2 protein-coding genes (1 of these 2 running past the window's edge) are annotated in these 22,373 nt (G+C 69.7%); both read left to right on the top strand.

Features of this window, described 5'->3' with window-relative positions; genetic code table 11:
- Positions 1-19,912, top strand: part of the annotated coding region (locus B1964_RS17560) for a non-ribosomal peptide synthetase (protein WP_079930665.1) (this coding region is incomplete at its 5' end). Its footprint begins 9,882 nt before the window's first position; 19,912 of its 29,794 annotated nt are in view.
- The coding region (locus tag B1964_RS17555) for a non-ribosomal peptide synthetase (RefSeq protein ID WP_139765779.1) at positions 19,909-22,373 on the top strand (2,465 nt) is incomplete at its 3' end. The genes B1964_RS17560 and B1964_RS17555, both read left to right, overlap by 4 nt.

Genomic DNA, 22,373 nt, shown 5'->3' with positions numbered 1-22,373 from the left:
CACCGAGCCACTCGTGACCGACGTCCCTGCGGCGTTGCGGGGCAACGTCAACGACGTCCTGCTCGGTGCGCTCGCACGTGCGGTGCGCTCATGGCAGGTGGCACGCGAGATCCTCGACGAGCAGCCGGTCACCGTTCTCGTCGAGGGCCACGGACGTCAGGAAGAACTGGTGGCCTCCGGTGCCGACCCACGCCGCGCGGACCTGTCACGGACCGTCGGCTGGTTCACCACGATCTCCCCGCTGGCACTCGATCCCGCCGACGACGTCGTGCACGCAGTGAAGGCGGCGAAGGAAGAGCGTCTCGGACAACCGGATTCGGGAGCCGGATTCGGCTGGTTGCGGTATGGGCCCCACGGCACCCGAACCGACACCGAGCTCGCTCGTCGGCCGCTGCCGGCGATCGGCTTCAACTACTTCGGCGCCGGCGGCCGCGCCGACGACTCTGCCGGCACGGCCGCACCATTCGCGCCCACCGCGGACGTGCGCGGGCTGGGATCGTCGGCATCGGGGGCGATGGTGGTGCTCAACGCACTCACCGTCAACGTGGTGACGGAGTCGACGCCGCAGGGCCGGAACCTGGTCGCCGACATCGCGTTCCCGGCGGGCATGTTCGACGCCGCCGACATCGACGACCTCGCCGGGCGGTGGCGCTCTGAGCTCGCCGCGCTGGTCGAGACGGTCACCCGCGGTGACGATCTGGGTCACAGCCCGTCGGATGTCCCCGGATCCGGGGTCACCCAGCACGATCTCGACGCCCTGGCGCATCAGTACCCCGGTGCGGACGTGTGGCCGCTGACGCCCCTCCAACGAGGGCTGTACTTCGAGTCCGAGCGTGCCGGCAGCGGAGCCGACACCATCGATGTCTACGTCACCCAGGCCGTGGTGTCGCTCGGCGCGGTCGACCTCGAGCGGCTCCGCCGGGCGGCGCAACGCCTGTTCGACGAACATCGCGTGTTGCGCAGCGGTTATGTCCGCACTGCGAGTGGTGCGGTCGTGGCGGTCGTCCCGGCGACGGTCGAGGTTCCTTGGCACGTCGTCGATCTCGACGGTTCCGCCGACGGCGTGGCCGCCGAGGTGCGCGCGCTCGCGGACGCCGAACGCATCGCCCGGTTCGACCTCTCGTCGCCGCCTTTGGTGCGCTTCACGGTCGTCCGTCACCGCGACGGCGCCGAGGTGATCATCACCAACCATCACCTACTTCTCGATGGCTGGTCGGGCCCACTGGTCCTGGCCGACCTACTCGCGCTGTACGCCACCGGAACCTCGTACACCGGTCGAACACGCAGCGGCGAAGCCGATTTCGCGACACACCTGATGCGTGTGGCCCGCGCCGACGTCGGGGAGGGACTCGAAGCCTGGCGTTCGGTACTCGCACCGGTGGAGGGCGCCACCCTGGTGGCCCCGGGTATCGAGGCGACCGCTGCGGCTGCACCGCACACACATTCGGTCACGCTGGACGACCACACCACCACCGCACTCGAGGATCTCGCCCGCTCGCGCGGCGTGACGATCTCCACCGTCATGCAATTCGCCTGGGCGGTACTGCTGTCGCGCCTGACCGGGCAACGCGTGGTCACCTTCGGTGAGACCGTGTCGGGTCGTCCGGCCGATCTCGACGGTGTGGAGACGATGGTCGGCTTGTTCATCAACACGCTGCCCGCCGTTGTCGACGTCGATCCCGATGCCACCATCGGTGACGCCTTGTCGCGGCTGCAGGCTGCGAAGGTCTCCGTGCTCGATCATCAGCACCTGGGGTTGCCCGATCTCGTTGCCCTCACCGGGGTGTCGGGTGCCTTGTTCGACACCCTCACCGTGCACGAGTCCTATCCGATCGACACCGCGTCTCTGGAGTCGACATCGCGTGGCTCGGCCACCGGCGGGCTGGATCTGCGGGCCATCGACAGCCGCGACTCGACGCACTATCCGCTCAATCTCGCCACCATGCCCGACGGCGAGCGGATGCGGATACGGCTCTCCTACCTTCCGACGGCTTTCGACGCCGCGCAGGTCGAGGTGTTCGCCGAAACGGTACGCGAGATCCTCGGAACCGTGGTCGATCAGCCGGATGCGTTGCTCGCCGACATCCCGATCATGAGTGAGGATCGCCGTCGCGAGGTCCGTGGTTGGGCCTGCGGTTCGATGGTCACGGCAACCGGGGTTTCCGGCAGCGGAACCGACCTCGCGGGACGGGTGGCCGACATGCTGTCGGCGTATCCGGATAGGGTCGCGATCGTCGAGAGTGACCGGAAGATCTCCAACGCCGAGTTCGGCTCTCGGGTCTGGGCTCTGGCCCGACGCCTGATCGCCCACGGTGTCGGACCCGACACACCTGTTGCCGTGTGCCTGCCCCGGAGTGCCGAGATGGTGATTGCGATTCACGCCGTCGTCGCCGCCGGCGGACACTACGTACCGATCGATCCCGATGCCCCGGACGAACGCGTGCGCTACATGGTCGAGACCGCCGGGTTGGACGTGGCGCTGGTGGCGTCGGAAAAATCGGGCGCAGCAGAAGTGCACGCAGCGCAGCGCGTCGGCGGCCTGGCCTCGGTCATCACCGTCGACGCGCTCGATCCGATCGACACCGCGACGCCCCCGGTCAGCGACTCGGAGCGTCTCGGTTCGTTGCGAGCTGACAATGCCGCATACACACTGTTCACATCGGGCTCCACCGGTCGACCCAAGGGGGTCACCGTCGATCATCGGGCCATCCTCAACCGTCTGGACTGGATGGCAGCCGCCTACGATGTCGACCACCGTGATGTGGTGATTCACAAGACCCCCAACACCTTTGACGTGTCGGTGTGGGAGTTGTTCCTGCCGGCACTGACCGGCGCGACCATGGTGCTGGCCGAGGCCGGACGCCATGGGGATCCGCGGCATGTGGCCGACATGGTGCGCCGCCATCGAGCCACGGTCATGCACTTCGTGCCGTCGATGTTGTCGGCGTTCATCGATGTCCTGGGCGAGGACATTGTGGAGTTGACTTCGCTTCGTGCCGTTTTCACGTCCGGAGAGGCGCTTGCGGGCGCGACCGCACACTCCCTGCTCCGGCTGCTCCCAGGCGTCGCGGTGCACAACCTCTACGGTCCGACCGAGGCTGCGGTGGACGTGACCGCGCACGAGGTGACGCCGAAAGAACAGACCGTACCCATCGGCTCCCCGGTGTGGAATACCACCGCTCACGTGCTCGACGCACGGCTGCGGCCACTGCCCCCGGGGCTGCCCGGTGAACTCTATCTCGGCGGGATCCAGGTCGCCCGCGGATACGCTGCGCGTCCCGACCTCACCGCCGAACGTTTCGTTGCCGATCCTCTTGGTGTGCCGGGAAGCAGGCTGTACCGGACCGGCGACCTCGTCCGATGGAATACCCGAGGGGAGATCGACTATCTGGGGCGCACCGACTTCCAGGTCAAGCTCCGTGGCCAGCGCCTCGAACTCGGCGAGATCGAAGCGGTCATCGCCGCGGTTCCCGGCGTGGTACACACAGCGGCCACGGTGGTCGAGAACGCCGGCGAGCAGCAGTTGGTCGCTTATCTCGCGCCCGAGTCGGTGGATCTCGAGGCGGTCGCCGCGGCGGTCCGGAATGCGTTGCCGGCGTACATGCGTCCGTCTCTCTGGGTTCCGCTCGAGCGCGTCGTACTCAACTCGGCCGGTAAACTCGACCGCCGCGCACTTCCCCGGCCCGACGAACTCGCGCCGGAGCAGACGATGGTGGCGCCTGCGACGGCCGGCGAGGCTCGCGTCGCCGCGGTGTTCGCGGAGATCCTGGGCGTCGACGAGATCGGGGTGACCACCGGATTCTTCGATCTCGGCGGCAACTCGCTCTCGGCCACCCGTCTGGCCGCGCGGGTGGGGCTCGCCATGGACGTGGAGATCTCGGTCCGCGACATCTTCGATGCCCCGTCGGTTCGCGAACTCGTGCAACTGATCTCGGGTCGATCCGCAGGTCTTCCGCCGGTCACAGCGGTCACTCCGCGGCCGGAAATGGTCCCGCTGTCCTTTGCCCAGCAACGGATCTGGTTCATCAACCGATTCGACCCGGGTACCGCGATGCACAACATCCCGGCGGTCCTGCGGCTGTCCGGCGATCTCGATGCGGCGGCGCTGCACGCGGCAGTGGTGGATGTGGTCACCCGACATGAGGTGCTGCACACGCGATTCCCCGATGTCGACGGAGTGCCTGCGCAGCAGATCGATCCGGCCGACTCGGTGGCCGACCGTCTGGACTGGCAGGTGGTGGACTCGCAGGAGCGCGTTGCGGCTGCGGTCACCGCGGGCTTCGACGTCACCGTCGACTGGCCGATCCGGGTGCGGTTGTGGCCCGTCTCGGCAACCGAACACATCCTTGCGATCGTCTTCCACCACATCGGTGCCGACGGAGAGTCGTTGGCACCCTTCGTCTCCGACCTGGTGACCGCGTACGTCGCACGCTCGGCGCACACCGAGCCCGAATTCGCGCCGCTGCAGGTCCAGTTCGCCGATTTCGCGCTCTGGCAGCACACCGTGCTCGGTTCCACCGACGACCCGGAGTCGGTGGTCGGACGACAGTTGGCGTATTGGGCCGACCAACTCGCCGGACTCCCGGACGTTCTCGAGCTTCCCGCCGACCGGACACGACCGGCGGTCGCCTCCGGGCGCGGCGGCCACGTGGCACACCCGATGCCCGCCGAACTGGGCTCCGCGATCTCCGCCGCCGCACAACGGCACGGGGTCACACCGTTCATGGTGGTGCACGCCGCGCTGGCGGTGTTGCTCTCGCGACTGTCGGGAACCGATGACATCGCGGTCGGCACGCCGATCGCCGGGCGTGGTCAAGCGGTGCTCGACCCACTGGTCGGCATGTTCGTCAACACGCTGGTGCTGCGTACCCGCATCGATCCCGCGCAGGGCTTCGATGACCTGCTCGCGACGGTGCGTACCACCGACCTCGACGCCTTCGCGCACGCCGACATCCCGTTCGAGACCTTGGTCGACGAGCTGAATCCGGTGCGTTCCGAGGCTTTCTCGCCTCTCACCCAGGTCATCTTCTCGTTCGATCCGGCAGCCTCGGCCATTGACGCGCTCGGTGATGCGGGTGGTCTGACGGTCACTGCCGTCGACGACGTGAGTGTGGCGGCCCAAACCGATCTGTACGTCACCGTCGCGTCCCGTCCGGACGGGCAGGAGTGGGGTCTGTCGGTCACGTATGCGACCGACCTGTTCGACGAGTCGAGGGTTGACGCGCTCGCGGCGCGGTTCATCGCACTGCTGCAGCAACTCTGCACCACGCCGTCCGTGGCCGTCGGGGACGCCTCGCTGCTCGACGTCGCGCAGACCGCCCGGATCGCCGATAGCGAATGGGGGGCGCGAGTCGACCTGCCGGCGCCGGCAACCGTGCCCGACGCCCTTGCCGCACAGGTGAACCGAACCCCGGCCGCCCGCGCCCTGGTCTTCGGTGAGCGGGAGGTCACCTACGCCGAGTTCGGTGCGCGCGTCAACACGCTCGCGCGTGAGCTGATCGCAACCGGAGTCGGTCCGGATGTGGCTGTGGGGCTCTGCATCCCGCGTTCGGTGGAGATGATGGTAGCCATCCACGCGGTGGTGACCGCCGGTGGACAGTACGTGCCGATCGACGTCAACGCGCCCGCCGACCGGGTGCGGTACATGCTCGACACCGCCGGTGCCGCAGCCCTGCTCGTCGCCGACACCGGAGCCGCAGCAGCCGCGGTCGGAGCCGCGGTCGACGCCGGTGTCCGCATCCTCCGGGTCGACTCGAGCACCGACGTCGACGTGAACTCGGCAGCGGCGCAACCGGTCACCGACGCCGATCGCCCGACGGTACTGCTCGGTGACGCCGCCGCCTACACCCTGTTCACCTCCGGCTCCACCGGACGACCCAAGGGGGTCACGCTCTCGCACACCGCGGTGCTCAACCGGTTGTGGTGGGGCCTGGACACCCTCCCGATCGACGCCGGTGACGTGGTGCTGCAGAAGACGCCGTACACCTTCGACTGCTCGGTCCCGGAACTGTTCGCGCCGTTGATGATCGGCGCCACCCTGGTCGTGCTGGCCGACGGCGGGCACCTCGACCCCGGCTACGTGGCCGACGAGATCCGCCGCACCCGCGCCACCATGGTGCACTTCGTGCCGTCGATGCTCTCGGTGTTCCTCGAGATCCTCGGCTCCGGCCCACACCGCGAGGAGCGGCTCGCCGGCCTCGATTCGGTGCGGATCGTCTCGGCGACCGGTGAGGCCCTGCCGCCGGCCGTCGCGGCGCAGGCTCGTGCACTGTGGCCCGAGGCGTTGTTCTTCAACCTGTACGGTCCCACCGAGGCCGCCGTCGAGATCACCTACGAGCAGATCGGCGACGTCGCCGCCAACGACCCGACCGTCCCGATCGGTGTGCCGGTGTGGAATTCGTCCGCGGTGGTGCTCGACTTGCGGTTGCATCGTGTACCCGACGGTGTGCCCGGAGAGCTGTATCTAGGTGGCGTGCAACTCGCGCGCGGGTACGCCGCGCGGCCGGACCTATCTGCCGAACGCTTCGTCGCCGACCCGTACGGGGAGCCGGGAGCCCGTCTTTATCGCACCGGTGACCTGGTGCGACGCCGTCCGGATGGAGTGTTGGAGTACCTCGGCCGCACCGACTTCCAGGTGAAGCTCCGCGGCCAGCGCATCGAGCTCGGCGAGATCGAGTCGGTCATCGCCTCGGCCCCGGGTGTGGTGCACGCGGCCGCGACCGTCGCCTCCGCCCCCGGCGGTGGTGAGCATCTCGTCGGCTATGTGTCCGCCGCCCCCGGGGAGACCGTCGATCTCGATGCGGTGCGCGCCGTGGTCGCCGAGTCGCTCCCGGAGTACATGCGGCCGACCGTGTGGATGCCGGTCGCCGACATCGCGCTCAACACCGCAGGCAAGATCGACCGGCGAGCCCTGCCGGAACCGGTATTCGAGGCCGGTGACTACGTGGCACCCGTCGGTGAGGCGGAGACCCGCGTCGCGGAGGTGTTCGCCGACATCCTCGGTGTCGAGCAGATCAGTGTCACCGACAGTTTCTTCGACCTCGGCGGCAACTCGCTATCGGCGATGCGCCTGGCAGCCCGGGCCGCCGACGCACTGGGCACCGACATTGGCGTCCGCGATCTCTTCGATGCGCCCTCGGTGCGCGCGCTCGTCGCGGCCACCGCGGGCAACGGTGACACTCGCCCGCCGATCACCGCGGTATCGCCTCGCCCGGAACGGATTCCGCTGGCATTCGCGCAGCAGCGCATGTGGTATGTCAATCAACTCGACACCACCTCTGCGGCGTACAACATCCCGATCGTGTTGCGCTTGACCGGTCTGCTCGACGTCGACGCGCTGCATGCCGCCGTCGTCGACGTGGTCACCCGTCACGAGGTGCTGCGAACCACCTTCCCGGCCGAATCCGGTGTGCCGTACCAGAAGATCGGCCGTCCGTCCGCCGTGGCGGCGAAACTCGACTGGGCACAGGTGGATTCGGTCGCCGACGTCCAGGCCGCGGTGGCCGAGGGCTTCGACGTCGCCACGCAGTGGCCGATCCGGGTACGCGTCGCACGGATCGGTATCGACGAGCACGTCCTCGCCGTCGTCACCCACCACATCGCCTCCGACGGCGAGTCGGTGGCACCGCTGGTCTCCGATCTGGTGACCGCATACCTCGCCGAGACCGCGGACACCGATCCACAGTTCGCCGACCTCGAGGTGCAGTTCGCCGATGTCGCGCTCTGGCAGCACGACGTGCTGGGATCGCCGGATGATCCCGAATCTGTTGTCGGGCAACAGATAGCCTACTGGAGGGCCAAGCTCGCCGGACTGTCCGACGTCCTCGACATCCCCACCGATCGGCCCCGCCCGCCCCGTGCGAGCGGCCGCGGTGCGCGGGTGCCGTTCACACTGCCGGCCGCGACCGGGGACAAGGTCCGCGCGGCCGCCGTCGAGTACGGCACCACGCCGTTCATGGTGGTCCACGCCGGGCTGTCGTTGTTGTTGTCCCGCCTCTCGGGCAGCGACGACATCGCCATCGGCACCCCGATCGCCGGACGCGGACAGGCCGTGCTCGATCCGCTCGTCGGCATGTTCGTCAACACCTTGGTGCTGCGCACCCGGGTCGACGCCGACCACGGATTCGCCGACCTGCTGGCCGCGATCAAGGACACCGATCTGGAGGCCTTCGCGCACGCCGACGCCCCGTTCGAGGCGGTCGTCGACGCCTCCGACGCGGTGCGGTCCGAGGCGTTCGCGCCGTTCACCCAGGTGTGGTTCACCTTCGATCAGACCGCCCTGCCGGAATTGGCGGGCGCCGACCTGTCTGTCGGTGAGATCGCCGGTCTGCGTGTCGAACCGATTGCCACCGACGTCGTTCCCGCCCGGGTGGATCTCCTGGTGAGCGTCTCCCCGACAGCAGGGGATACGGCCGGGGCCGACTGGCCGGGCTCGGTGCTCTACGCCACCGATCTGTTCGACGAGTCGACGGTCTCCGCGTTCACCGGGCGTCTCGTCGACGTCCTCGACGAGGCGCTGAGTGATCCCGCCGCACCTGTCGGTCGCATCGCGGTCGGCCGCGAACCGTCGGTGGCCGAGCTGGCCCGGACTGCCGAGGCGGCGCGTGTGTCCGCACCCGAACCGGTGGCGATCGCAGACTCCGACGCCGTGGTGACCGGGGGAGCGGGTACCGCACCGAAACTTCTGCGCGACATCGTCATCGATGCCGCCGTGACCTGGGGGCCACGCCAGGCCGTGGTCGACGCCGACAACGCCTCATTGACCTACCGGGAACTCGACGAACGTTCGAATCGGTTGGCGCGCTGGCTGATCGACCGTGGCATCGGACCCGAGAAACTCGTGGCACTGGCGATCGGGCGCTCGCTGGATCTGCTCGTCTCCATCTGGGCGGTGGCCAAGACCGGCGGCGGCTACGTGCCGATCGACCCGGACTATCCCGCCGAGCGCGTCGCGAACATGGTGGAGGACTCCGGCGCGATCCTCGGCCTCACCGCGGGCGCCACCGATGTGCTGCCCGGTGCGGCATTCGACTGGGTCCGCCTCGACGACCCGGCGGTCGCCGAGGAGATCGCGGCCGCTGACGGTGCCGCGGTCACTGCCGCGGAGTTGCTCGGTGAGGTCCGGGTCGACAACGTCGCCTACGTCATCTACACCTCCGGCTCCACCGGCAGGCCCAAGGGTGTCGCGGTGACCCATTCGGGTCTCGCGAATTTCGCCGCGGAGGAGATCCGCCGGTCGAATGCCGACGAGTACTCGCGGGTGCTGGGATTCGCGTCCCCGAGCTTCGATGCCTCGGTGCTCGAATATCTGTTGGCCGCGGTATCCGGTGGTGTGCTCATCTACCGTCCGGCCGAGGCCGTCGGCGGTCCGGCGCTGCAGGATCTCCTGATGCGTCAGGCCATCACGCACACCTTCCTCACCCCGACGGTGCTCGCCACCGTCGACCCGCACTCGGTGCCCGCGTTGCGCGTGGTCTACGCCGGCGGCGAGGCGGTCCCGACGGCGTTGAAGGACGCGTGGGCGCCGCTGCGTCGTATCCAGAATCTGTACGGGCCCACCGAAACCACCATCGGCGTGACCATCAGCGCGCCGATGTCGGTCGGTGAACCGGTCACACTCGGCGGCCCGCTCGCCGGGGTCGGACTGATGGTGCTCGACGCCCACCTGCGCCCGGCGCCGCTCGGTGTGCCGGGCGAACTGTACGTCTGCGGACTGCCGCTCTCCCGCGGCTACCTCGACCGTCCCGGCCTGACCGCCGACCGCTTCGTCGCCAATCCGCATGGGCGGCCGGGAGACCGGATGTACCGCACCGGCGATGTCGTCCGCTGGCGGGCCGACGCCACCGGCGCACCGGTGCTCGAATACTCCGGGCGCAGCGACGATCAGGTCAAACTGCGCGGGCTCCGCATCGAGCTCGGCGAGATCGAGTCGGCGCTCTCCACGCACCCCGCGGTGCATTCGGCGGTCGTCGTCGGCGTCGGCGGTTCGGTGGCCACCGCACTGGCCGGCTACGTCGTCGCCGACCCCGGGTCCGCGAGCGTCGCCGATCTGAAAACACATGTCGCGCAGTCACTCCCGGCGCACATGGTGCCTGCAACAATCACCTTCCTCGAGGCACTCCCGCTGACGCCGGTCGGCAAACTGGACAAGGCCGCGCTACCGGAGCCGGTGATCGAGGCGGTCGAGATCGTCGCACCGGCATCCGCGGCGGAGCGTGCTGTCGCCGACGTCTTCGCCGAGATCCTCGGGATCGACGAGATCAGCGTCGTCGAGTCGTTCTTCGACCTCGGCGGGAATTCGTTGTCGGCGGCCAGGCTGGTCGCCCGGGTCGGTGAAGCACTGGGGGTCGAGACCTCGATCCGCGATCTGTTCGACACACCGACGGTGCGCACCCTTGCCGCCGCGGTGGCCGGCCGGGCGTCGGGTCTGCCGCCGGTGACCGCGACCGTCCCACGCCCCGAACGCATCCCGCTCTCGTTCGCACAGCAGCGGATGTGGTTCATCAACCAGTTCGATCCGTCGCTGCCCACCTACAACATCCCGGCCGTGTTCCGGGTGACCGGCCGGCTCGACGTCGCGGCATTGCGTGCGGCGCTGGCCGATGTGGTCACCCGCCACGAGGTGCTGCGCACCACCTTCGTCGCCGACGGCGAGAGTGCCTCGGCGCTCATCCACCCCGTTGCCGCGATCGACGACGAAGTGGACTGGGCGGTGGTCGATTCCGCCGACGACATCGAGGCCGCGGTCACCACCGGCTTCGACGTCGCGGCCGAACTCCCGATCCGTGGCCGGGTACTGCGCATCGGCGACGACGAGCACATTGTGGCGCTCGTCGTGCATCACATCGCCGCCGACGGCGAGTCGATGCAGCCGCTGGTCGGCGACCTCATGACGGCATATTTGGCCCGCAGTGGCGGTGGCGCACCGGATTTCGAGCCGCTGGAGGTGCAGTTCGCCGATTACGCCCTGTGGCAGCATCGCGAACTCGGCGACCGCAACGATCCGTCGTCGGTGGTCGCCCGTCAGCTCGCCTACTGGACCGACGCCCTGGCCGACGTCCCCGACGTCATCGACCTGCCCGCCGATCGCCCCCGGCCCATGGCGGCCACCCAGCGTGGCGGACGTGTCACCGGTGCAGTGCCCGCGGCGGTCGGGGACCGAATCCGGGCGATCGCCGCCGAGCGTGGACTCACCCCGTTCATGGTGGTCCACGCCGCACTCTCGGTGTTGTTGTCGCGGTTGTCGGCCGGTGACGACATCACCGTCGCCACACCGATCGCCGGCCGCGGCCGGCGTGCCCTCGACCCGCTCGTCGGCATGTTCGTCAACACGCTGGTGCTCCGGGCGCGGGTGACACCCGACATGGCTTTCGTCGAGCTGCTCGATCAGGTCCGCGAATCCGACCTCGAGGCGTTCGCCCATGCCGACGTGCCATTCGAGATGATCGTCGACGCGGTCAGCCCCGTCCGTTCGGAAGCCTTCGCGCCGCTCGCGCAGGTCATGCTGACACTCGATCAGTCGACGCTGCCCGAGTTCGCGGCCGCGCCGACCGCGACCGGCATCGCCGACCTGACCATCACCCCGGTCAGCCCGGCCGATCCGCCGGCCAAACTCGATCTGACCGTGAGTGTCTCGGTGGCCGATCACGGCGCCGACTGGCCGATCGAGGCCGTCTTCGCCCGCGACCTCTTCGACGATGCGCGCATCGACGCAATGCTCGACGCCTTTGTCGCGCTGCTGGACTCGCTGACCGCCGACCCTGCCATCGCCGTCGCCGACGCACCGATCCTGCCCGCCGCCGAGACCGACGCGCTGCTGCAGCGGGCGACCGGTGCGTCGGTGCGCATCCCGGCCGGCTCGGTCGCCGATGCGATCGCCGCGCGCGTGAGTGCCGCGCCCGACGATGTGGCGCTGTCGCTGCGCGACCGAACGGTGACCTTCGGCGAGTTCGGCGCGCGGGTGGCGTCGCTGGCGCGGACCCTGCGCGCAGCGGACGTGGGACCCGAGGTGGCGGTCGGTGTGTGCATCGATCGTTCGATCGAGATGGTTGTCGCGATCCACGCCGTCGTCGCCGCCGGCGGCCAGTACGTCCCGATCGACACCGCCGCGCCGGCCGAACGCCTGCGCCACATGGTCGACACCGCCGGTGTCCGTGTGTTGCTCACCGGCCCGCGTCCGGTCGCTGCCGATCTCGACGCCCTCGCCGATGTCGTCACGTCGATGGTGGTGGACACCACCGTCGCGGTCGACGAATCGACCGCACCGTTCACCGATGCCGAGCGCGTCCGCCCGATCCGTGGCGACGATGCGCTCTACACGCTGTTCACCTCTGGCTCCACCGGACGTCCCAAGGGCGTCACCGTCTCCCACGCGTCGGTGCTCAACCGGCTGCGCTGGGGCCTGGCGGAATATCCGTGGACCACCGGCGACCGCATCATCCAGAAGACCCCGTACACCTTCGACGTCTCGGTACCGGAGCTGTTCGGACCGGTCATCGCCGGCGCGCAGATGGTGATCGCCGACGCCGGCGGTCACGCCGATCCCCTCTACATCGCCGACCTGATCGCTGCGACGCGCGCCACCTCGGTGCACTTCGTGCCGTCCATGCTCGCGGTGTTCCTCGATGTGGTGCCGCCCGAACAGATCTCGGAGCTGACCTCGTTGCGCTGGCTGTTCGCCTCCGGTGAGGCACTGCCGCCCGCGGTGACCGTGCGAGCCCATCAGCTGCTGCCCGACGTCGCTATCGTCAACCTGTTCGGCCCGACGGAGGCGGCGGTCGAGGTGGCCTACGCCGATGTCACCCATGCCGATCGGATCGTGCCCATCGGGGTGCCGGTGTGGAACACCACCACACTCGTGCTCGACGCCCGGCTGCGCCCGGTACCCGTCGGCGTGCCCGGCGAGCTGTATCTCGGCGGCACCCAGGTCGCCCGCGGCTATGCCGGAGCTCCCGCGCTGACCGCCGAACGCTTCGTCGCCGACCCCTTCGGGGCGCCCGGCGCCCGCGTGTACCGCACCGGAGACCTGGTGCGCTGGAACACCTCCGGGGAGATCGAATACCTGGGCCGCACCGACTTCCAGGTGAAGCTGCGTGGCCAGCGCATCGAACTCGGCGAGATCGAATCGATCATCGCGACGGTGCCCGGGGTGGTCCACACCGCGGCCACCGTCGCCGAATCCGACACCGGCGGCGCACATCTGGTGGCATACGTGTCTCCGTCGACGGTGGATCTCGATGCCGCTCGCGCCGCCGTGGCTGCCGCACTGCCCGAGTACATGCGACCCACGGTGTGGATGCCGCTCGACGACGTCGTGCTGGGCAGCGCAGGCAAACTTGACCGCAAAGCCCTGCCCGCACCCGATTTCGACTTCGCGACAGCACAGTACGTGGCTCCGGCGAATGCGGTCGAGGAAACCCTCGCCGCGATCGTCGCCGGTCTCCTCGGACTGCCGCGGGTGTCGGTCACCGACTCGTTCTTCACCCTCGGCGGCGACTCGATCATGTCGATCCGGCTCGCATCGGCGGTCCGCGCGACGGGCCTGTCGCTCTCGCCGCGCGACATCTTCGAGCACCGCACCGTGCGCGCGATGGCGCGGGCCGCGCTCGACACCGCGACCACGCTGCCGATGCTGCCCGATACCGGTGCGCGCGGCGCAGTCGCACCTCCGGCAGTGGTGTCGTGGATGATCGAACATTCCACGCAGCCTTCGGATTTCCGTGACTTCTCGCAGTCGCGGGTGCTGTACCTGCCCGCCGACGCCACCGCGTCGTCGGTCGCGGCTCTGCTCGCGCGGGTGGTGGATACCCACCCGATGCTCGCGGCCTCACTGGTGCCCACCGACGACGGCTGGACGCTCACCGCCGGGGTGGACGTCGACATCGCAGCCGCGGTCGGCGCCCGGCGATCCGGCTCTGCGGTGGGCACCGACGGATTCGCCGCCGATCTGCACACCGCGTTCGCCGACGCATCAGCACGCCTCGACCCAACCACCGGTGCACTCGTCGCCGCCGAACTCGTCGTCGACCCGGCCGGAGCGGGCCGCCTCGTCCTGGTGATCCATCATCTCGGCGTCGATGCGGTGTCGTGGCCGATCCTGCTGGAAGATCTCGTCACTGCCTGGGGACAGGCCCAGTCCGGCGACACCGGGCTCGCCCTGCGACCGGAGGTCACCTCGGCACGTACTTGGGCGGATGCGGTTGCCGCCCAAGCCGAACGCCGCATGTCGGAGGAGGGCTACTGGCTCGATCGGCTGCCGGCCCGCGCCACCGACCTCGGCGCCGAGGTCGTGGCCGGCCGCGACCGGTTCGCCACCGAGGTGTCGGTCACCGAGATCCTCGACCCGTCGACCTCGGAGGCCGTCCTGACCTCCGTACCGCACGCCTTCGGTGGGGGCGCGGGCGACATCCTGCTCGGTGCGCTCGCCCGCGCCGTGCGCGGATGGCAGCACGCACGCGGCATCGACGACCGAGGTCCGGTGTCGGTGCTCGTGGAGGGTCACGGACGCAACGAGGACATCGTCGCCTCGGGACCGCACCCCTACGACAGCGACCTGTCACGCACCGTCGGATGGTTCACGACGATCGCGCCCGTGCGCCTCGACCCGTCGGTCGACGCGATCCACGCGGTCAAGGCGGCCAAGGAAGAACGCCTGTCGATCCCCGACGCAGGCATCGGCTTCGGGCTGCTGCGGTACGCGAACCCCGATCCCCGCAGTGAGCTCACCACCCGCCCGCTGCCGAGTATCGGATTCAACTTCTTCGGCGCCGGCCGCGCAGCCGGCGGCACCGGTGGCGCCGACGCCGAAGCGCCACAGGAGATCCCGTTCACCCCCGCCGGGGACGCACCCGGATTCGCCGCGTCGGCGACCGGTGCGATGGTGGCGCTCAACGCACTCAGTGTCACCGTGGCCACCCGGACCGGTACGCGCGGACGGGAACTGGTCACCTCGCTGACCTACCCGTCGGCGCTCTTCACCGCCGCCGACGTCGCCGATCTCGGAGCGCGTTTCAGCGCCGAACTCCGGGCGCTCGCCGGGGTCGTGGCCGGCGGTGCACCGATCGGAGCGAGCCCGTCCGACATTCCCGGCACCACCATCAGCCAGGACGAACTCGACACGCTCGCCGTGCGTTTCCCCGGCGCCGACGTGTGGCCGCTCACGCCACTGCAACAGGGCCTGTACTTCCAGTCGGAGATGGCCACCGGGGGCGACGGCGTCGATGTCTATGTGACACAGGCGGTTCTCGAGCTCGGCGGCGAGATCGACGCGGAGCGGTTGCACGCGGCGGCGGCCGCACTGCTCGCGCACCATCGGGTGCTGCGCAGCGGATATGTCCGCACCGATGCCGGTGCGGTCGTCGCAGTCGTTCCCGAGGCCGTCGATATCCCGTGGCGTGAAATCGATCTGGGCGGAGGGTCGCACGAGGTGGCCGACTCCGTCTCCGAGATCGCCGCGGCCGAGAAGCTCGCGCCGTTTGCCCTCGACGCCCCACCGTTGATCCGGTTCGTGCTGATCCGCCACGGCGAGGCGGCATCGCTGATCGTCACCAACCACCACATCCTGCTCGACGGCTGGTCGGGGCCGCTCGTCCTGGCCGACCTCCTCGCGCTCTACGCCGGGCGCGGCACGTTCACCTCCGCGCTCGCGCAGCGGGATTCGGATGCCGAACCGACCAGCGGCGCAGTGGCGGCCGACTTCGGTACGCACGTCCGCCGGCTCGCCGCGCGCGACGACTCGACAGGTCTGGACACGTGGCGCCGAGTGCTCGCCCCGCTTACCGAACCGACACTGGTGGCGCCGCAGAACGACGACGACATCTCCACCCCGCCGCGCGATCACACCGAACATCTCGGCGCCGAATTGTCCACCGCGCTCGACACACTCGCCCGCGACCTCGGGGTCACCGTGAGCACGGTGCTGCAGTTCGCGTGGTCGGTGCTGCTCTCGCGGCTCACCGGCAACCGGGTCGTCGGATTCGGTGAAACCGTGTCCGGTCGGCCCGCCGATCTCGACGGCGTCGAATCGATGGTGGGGCTGTTCATCAACACGCTGCCCGTCGTCGTCGATGTCGATCCCGGTTCGGCGGCGGCCGAGGTGCTGCGGCGCCTGCAGCAGGACAAGATCGCCGTGCTCGATCACCAGCATCTCGGGCTACCGGAGATCACCGCGACCACCGGGCTGCCGGTGCTGTTCGACACGCTGACCGTGTACGAGTCGTTCCCGGTGGCAAGCGAGTCGCTGTCGGCCGCCGACGCCGCCCTGACCGGTGGTCTGCAGATCCTCGGCATCGACGCCGGCGACTCGACGCACTATCCGCTCAACCTGTCGGCGACACCCTCGGCCGAGGGTGTGGCGATCACGCTCAAGTACCTGCCCGCCGTCTTCGGCGCCGCGCAGATCGAACGATTCGCCGCCGCGGTGCGCACGATCCTCGCAACGATCGCGAGTGCGCCCGACATCGCCTGCGGAGACCTGCAATTGGTACCCGTCGAGACCCGCCGGTCACTGACCCCGGTCAGCGGCGGCCCGGCCGCCGCGCCACGGCATCTGCGTGAGGTCTTCGCCGAGGTCGCCGCCGCGCGCCCGGACACCCCCGCGGTGACCGACGCCGACGGCCGATCGCTGACCTACCGTGACCTCGACACCCGCTCGGCCGCGATCGCCCGCGGACTGCGCGCTCGGGGCATCGGGACCGACACGATCGTCGCTGTGGCGCTCGGGCGCCGCGTCGACCGTCTGGCGACACTGTGGGCGATCACCCGACTCGGTGCCGCCTACTTGTCCATCGACCCCGGATACCCGGCCGACCGCATCGCGCACATGATCACCGATTCGGTTGTGCGCGTGGGCATCTGCTCTCCCGGCGAGGAACTACCCGCACCCGGCGGACTCAACTGGCTGACCGTCGACGACCTCGTCGCAGGCTCGCACGAACACGGGACTGTCGAACCAGGGACCGGCGAACCGGATACGGGCCTCGACGCTCCCGGTGGTGCGGACAACCTCGACGCCGTCGCCTACGTCATCTACACCTCCGGCTCGACCGGCGTGCCCAAGGGTGTCTCGGTCACCTACCGCGGCGCGCACAACTTCGCCGTCGCCGAGGTCGAGCGTTTGGGCGTCACCGCGGGCGACCGTGTGCTGGGCTTCGCGTCGGCCAGTTTCGACGCCTCCGTGCTGGAATGGCTGCTCGCGTCGGTCGCGGGTGCGACTCTGGTCTATCGACCCGACGACGTGCTCGGCGGCGCGCAGCTGACTGAGTTCCTTCGCGCTCAACAGCTTTCGCACGTGTTCCTGACCCCGGCGGTCCTCGCGACCGTCGATCCCGACGCCGACCTGCCGGATCTGCGCGTCCTGATCGCCGGTGGCGAGGCGGTCTCGCAGGCGCTCGTGGCGGGCTGGTCGGGCCGGGTGGCCTTCCACAACGCGTACGGGCCGACCGAGGCATCGGTGGCGGTGGCGATCAGCGCCGCACTCGATCCCGCTGCGCCGGTCCACATCGGCGGACCCATCGCCGGCGCCGGACTCCTGGTACTCGACGACCGTCTGCACCCGGTCCCGATCGGTGTGCCCGGCGAGCTGTACGTGACCGGAACCCCGCTCGCCCGTGGCTATCTGCGGCGCCCCGGGCTGACCGCCGAACGGTTCGTCGCCGACCCGTACGCGCCGGGCGAGCGGATGTATCGCACCGGCGACGTCGTCCGGTGGGTAGCTGCCAGGTCCGGACCCTCCGGCACCGGCTCGTTCGACACCGGCTCGTCCGACACCGGACGGCTGGTGATCGAGTACGTCGGACGCAGTGACGACCAGATCAAGTTGCGTGGCCTGCGCATCGAACTCGGCGAGATCGAGACGGCACTGACGGCGCATCCCGCGATCGACGCCGCCGTCGTGATCGGGGTCGGCGGATCGGTCGCGACCGCACTCGCCGCCTACGTCGTGACCTCGGGTGACGGCGGCACCGCAGCCGAATCGGTGACACCGGCCGACCTCACTGAGTTCCTCGGCCGGCGACTGCCCGCGCACATGGTGCCCGCGGCTGTCACCGTCCTCGACCACCTGCCGCTCACGCCTGCGGGCAAGGTTGACAAACGTGCACTTCCCGACCCCGTGCTCGACGCCGGTGAGCACGTCGGCCCCGCATCGGCCGCCGAGGCCGCAGTGGTGGCGTGCTTCGCCGAGATCCTCGGCGTGAACACCGTGTCGGTCACCGCGGATTTCTTTGCCCTGGGCGGCAATTCGCTCACCGCCACCCGACTCGCAGCACGCGTCGGTGATGCGCTCGACGCCGACCTCGGTGTGCGCGACGTATTCGAGGCATCGACCCCGCGGGCACTGGCCCGGGTGGCCGCGGGCCGCGCCGGTGCACTCGCGCCGGTCCGGGCCGTCGTCCCGCGACCCGAGCCCGTCCCGCTGTCCTTCGCACAGAGCCGCGTGTGGTTCTTGAACCGCCTGCAGCCGGACTCGGTCGCCTACAACATTCCGGTCGGGTTGCGCATCAGCGGGCCCCTGGATCCCGATGCACTGGCGCTTGCGGTGCGCGATGTCGTTGCGCGCCACGAGATCCTGCGAACCACATTCCCGACGATCGACGGCGAACCGGTGCAGTGGGTACACGGCCCCGACGACGTTCTCGCCCGCCTCGACTGGGCGGTGGTCGCCGACGAGACACAGATGTACGAGGCCGCGGCCACCGGCTTCGACGTCACTGCGCGACCGCCGTTCCGGGTCCGGCTGTGGCACGCCGGCGACGACGACTGGGTCCTGCTCGCGGTCATCCACCACATCGTCGGCGACGGCGAATCGATGCGGCCCTTGATCGCGGACATGATCACCGCCTATCGAGCCCGGGTGGCCGGCGAGAACCCCGAATTCGCGCCACTGCCGGTGCAATTCGCCGACTACGCACTGTGGCAACACCGCGAACTCGGCTCCGCCGATGACCCGCAGACCGTCGTCGGACGTCAGCTCACCTACTGGCGAGAGCAGTTGCGCGGGCTCCCCGACGTTCTCGACCTGCCCGCGAAGAATCCGCGGCCCGCGGTCGCCTCGCAGGCCGGTGCGCTCTTCGAGTTCGAGATCCCCGGCCCGATCGCCGACCGTGTGTCGGGTCTGGCGCGCGACCGTGGCGTCACCCCGTTCATGGTGATCCACGCGGCACTCGCGGTGCTTCTCGCACGGCTCTCGGCGACCGATGACATCGCGATCGCCACCCCTATCGCCGGCCGTGGCCAGGCCGAACTCGACGGACTGATCGGCATGTTCGTCAACACGCTCGTCCTGCGGACCGTCGTCGATCCCGCGACGGGATTCGCGGAGTTGCTCGACGATGTCCGGGGAGTCGACCTCGAAGCGTTCGCGCACGCCGACATCCCGTTCGAGACCATCGTCGACGCCGTCGATCCGGTGCGCTCACAAGCATTCTCACCGCTGGCGCAGGTGCTGCTGACCCTGGCGCAGCCGACACCGACCGACGCCGTCGCCGACGACTCCGGCATCGTCATCACGCCGATGACCCCGCCGGTGGTCGGTGCGCAGCTCGACCTGTCGATCAGCATCGGCGCGAGCGCTCACGGACCATGGCGGTCGTCGGTGGTGTACGCCACCGACCTCTTCGACGAGGCCGGTATCGCCACGTTGGTGGCGCGTTTCGTCGCCGTGCTCGACGCGGTGACCGAGACGCCCGACGCTGTGGTCGGTGCCGCCCCGATCGTCGCCCCGACCGAACGTGACACGCTGGTGCAGTGGTCGTCGGGCACCCCGGGGCGCCATCCCGCGAGCACCCTGTCGACACTGATGTCGGACAGGGCGCGACCCCGCACCGACGACGCGAGTACACAGTGGCACGGGGGCGGCCTGCACGGGGACAACCGGCATGGGGACACGGGGCACAGAGAGGGAGACAACGCGTGACCGAGGTCGTCCGGATGAGTGCCGCGTCGCCCGGCGTGGCCGTGGTGTGCGGTGACCGACGGGTCACCTACGCGGAGTTCGCGGCGCGCGTCAACGATCTCGCCCGATGGCTGATCGCCGCGGGCGTCGGCCCCGATGTGGCGGTGGGCGTGGCGATGCCACGCTCGGTGGAGATGCTCGTCGCGATCCACGCGATCGTCGAGGCCGGCGGCCACTACGTCCCCCTCGACGTCGACGCACCGCTCGACCGGGTGCGATACATGCTCGACACCGCCGACGCCCGGATCGTCCTCGTCGTCGACGGCGCGGCTCCCGCGGTGATCGCCGACCTGCCCGAACCGATCCGGGTGATCGGCGTCGACACGTGGGTGCCGATCGACCCGGCGACCCCGCCGATCGCCGACGCCGAACGGCGCGCACCGATCCGGCCCGACGATGCCGCCTACACGCTGTTCACCTCCGGTTCCACCGGGCGCCCCAAGGGGGTGACGGTCTCCCACTCGGCGATCGTCAACCGGCTCGAGTGGATGCGGGAGTGGTACGGGTTCAAGGACTCCGACGTCGTGCTGCAGAAGACGCCGATCACCTTCGACGTGTCGGTGTGGGAGTTGTTCCTGCCCGCGACCGTCGGCGCGACCCTCGTGCTGGCCGAGCCGGATCGGCACGGCGACCCCGACCACATCGCCGACCTGATCACCACCGAGAACGTTACGGTCATCCACTTCGTGCCGTCGATGCTGGCCACGTTCGTCGACGTGCTCGGCCCGCGGCTGTCCGGATTGCGTTCGCTGCGGGCGATGTTCACCTCCGGGGAAGCGCTCGCGGCGGCCACCGCGCAGGCGGTCCTCGCCGAATTGCCCGCGCTGGAGCTGCACAACCTCTACGGCCCCACCGAGGCGGCGGTCGACGTCACCGCCCACCACGTCCTGCCCGGCGAGGCCACCGTGCCCATCGGTGTCCCGGTGCCGAGCACCACCACGTTCGTGCTCGACGCGCGGCTGCAACTCGTACCGGTCGGCGTGCCCGGTGAGCTCTACCTCGGCGGCATCCAGATCGCGCGTGGGTATGCCTCTGCCTCGGCGCTCACCGCCGAGCGCTTCGTCGCCGATCCGTTCGGGCCGCCCGGCGCGCGCCTGTACCGCACCGGCGACCTGGTGCGCTGGAACTCCGCCGGCGAAATCGAGTACCTGGGCCGCACCGACTTTCAGGTCAAACTGCGCGGGCAGCGGATGGAACTCGGCGAGGTGGAGGCGGTACTCGCATCGGCCCCCGGTGTCGTGCACGCCGCCGCGGCCGTCGTCGACTTTCCCGCGGGAGCACAGCTCGTCGGTTATGTGAGCCCCGACGACGTCGACCTCGACGCCGTCCGGGCGACCGTCACGCGGGCACTGCCGGAATACATGCGACCCACCTTGTGGGTGCCGATGGCGGTCATGCCCCGCAACAGTGCGGGCAAGGTCGCCCGTCGCGCGCTGCCCCGGCCGGAGATCGAGGTCCGTGAGATCGTCGCGCCCGAGACCGGACCCGAGACCGAGATCGCGGCGATCTACGCCGACGTGCTGGGACTCGATCGGGTGAGCGTGACCGAGTCGTTCTTCGACCTCGGGGGCAACTCGTTGGCAGCGACCCGCGTCGCCGCCCGGGTGGCGCAGACACTCGACGCCGATGTCACCGTCCGCGATCTGTTCGACACGCCGACGGTCCGCGGACTCGCCAACGCCCTGACCGGCCGCGGCCGGACCCGGGCACAGCTCACGGCACGACCACGGCCGCAACGGCTTCCGCTGTCGACCGCGCAGTCGCGGATGTGGTTCATCAACCAGTTCGACACCGACTCGTCGGCCTACAACATCCCGATGGGCCTGCGAGTGGAGGGTGCGGTCGACACCGACGCCCTTCGGCTGGCCGTCCTCGACGTCCTCGCGCGACACGAGGTGCTGCGCACCGTCTACCCGTCCGATGGCGCCGGCCCATACCAGCGGATACTCGAGACCGACGCGGCGGCAGAAGAACTCGACTTCGCGGTCACCGACGACGAGGCCGAACTCGCCGCGAGTGCCGTCCGTGGGTTCGACGTGTCGAGCCGCCTGCCGATCCGGGTGCGGGTGCGAACCGATCGCGGTGGGGGCCGCGCCGCGGAGGATCGTGCCGCACATTCCGATGTGGTGATCACGGTGCATCACATCGCTTTTGACGGTGAGTCCTCGCCGGTGTTCGTCGGGGATCTGCTCAATGCCTACCTACGACGCACCGGCGCGGGGATCGACGCACCGCTGCCACTGCCGGTGCAGTACGCCGACTTCGCGCTGTGGCAGCGCGAGGTCGTCGGGGACGTCGCCGATCCCGGATCGCCGGCCGCCGCTGCGATGGCCTACTGGCGTGCCCACCTCGCGGGACTGCCCGCGGTCACCGACCTGCCGATGGACCGCCCGCGCCCCGCGGTGCTCGACACGACGGCGGG

The sequence above is a fragment of the Gordonia sp. i37 genome, assembly GCF_002043085.1.
Classification (GTDB): Bacteria; Actinomycetota; Actinomycetes; order Mycobacteriales; family Mycobacteriaceae; genus Gordonia; species Gordonia polyisoprenivorans.
This window is presented reverse-complemented; position numbering and strand designations above follow the sequence as displayed.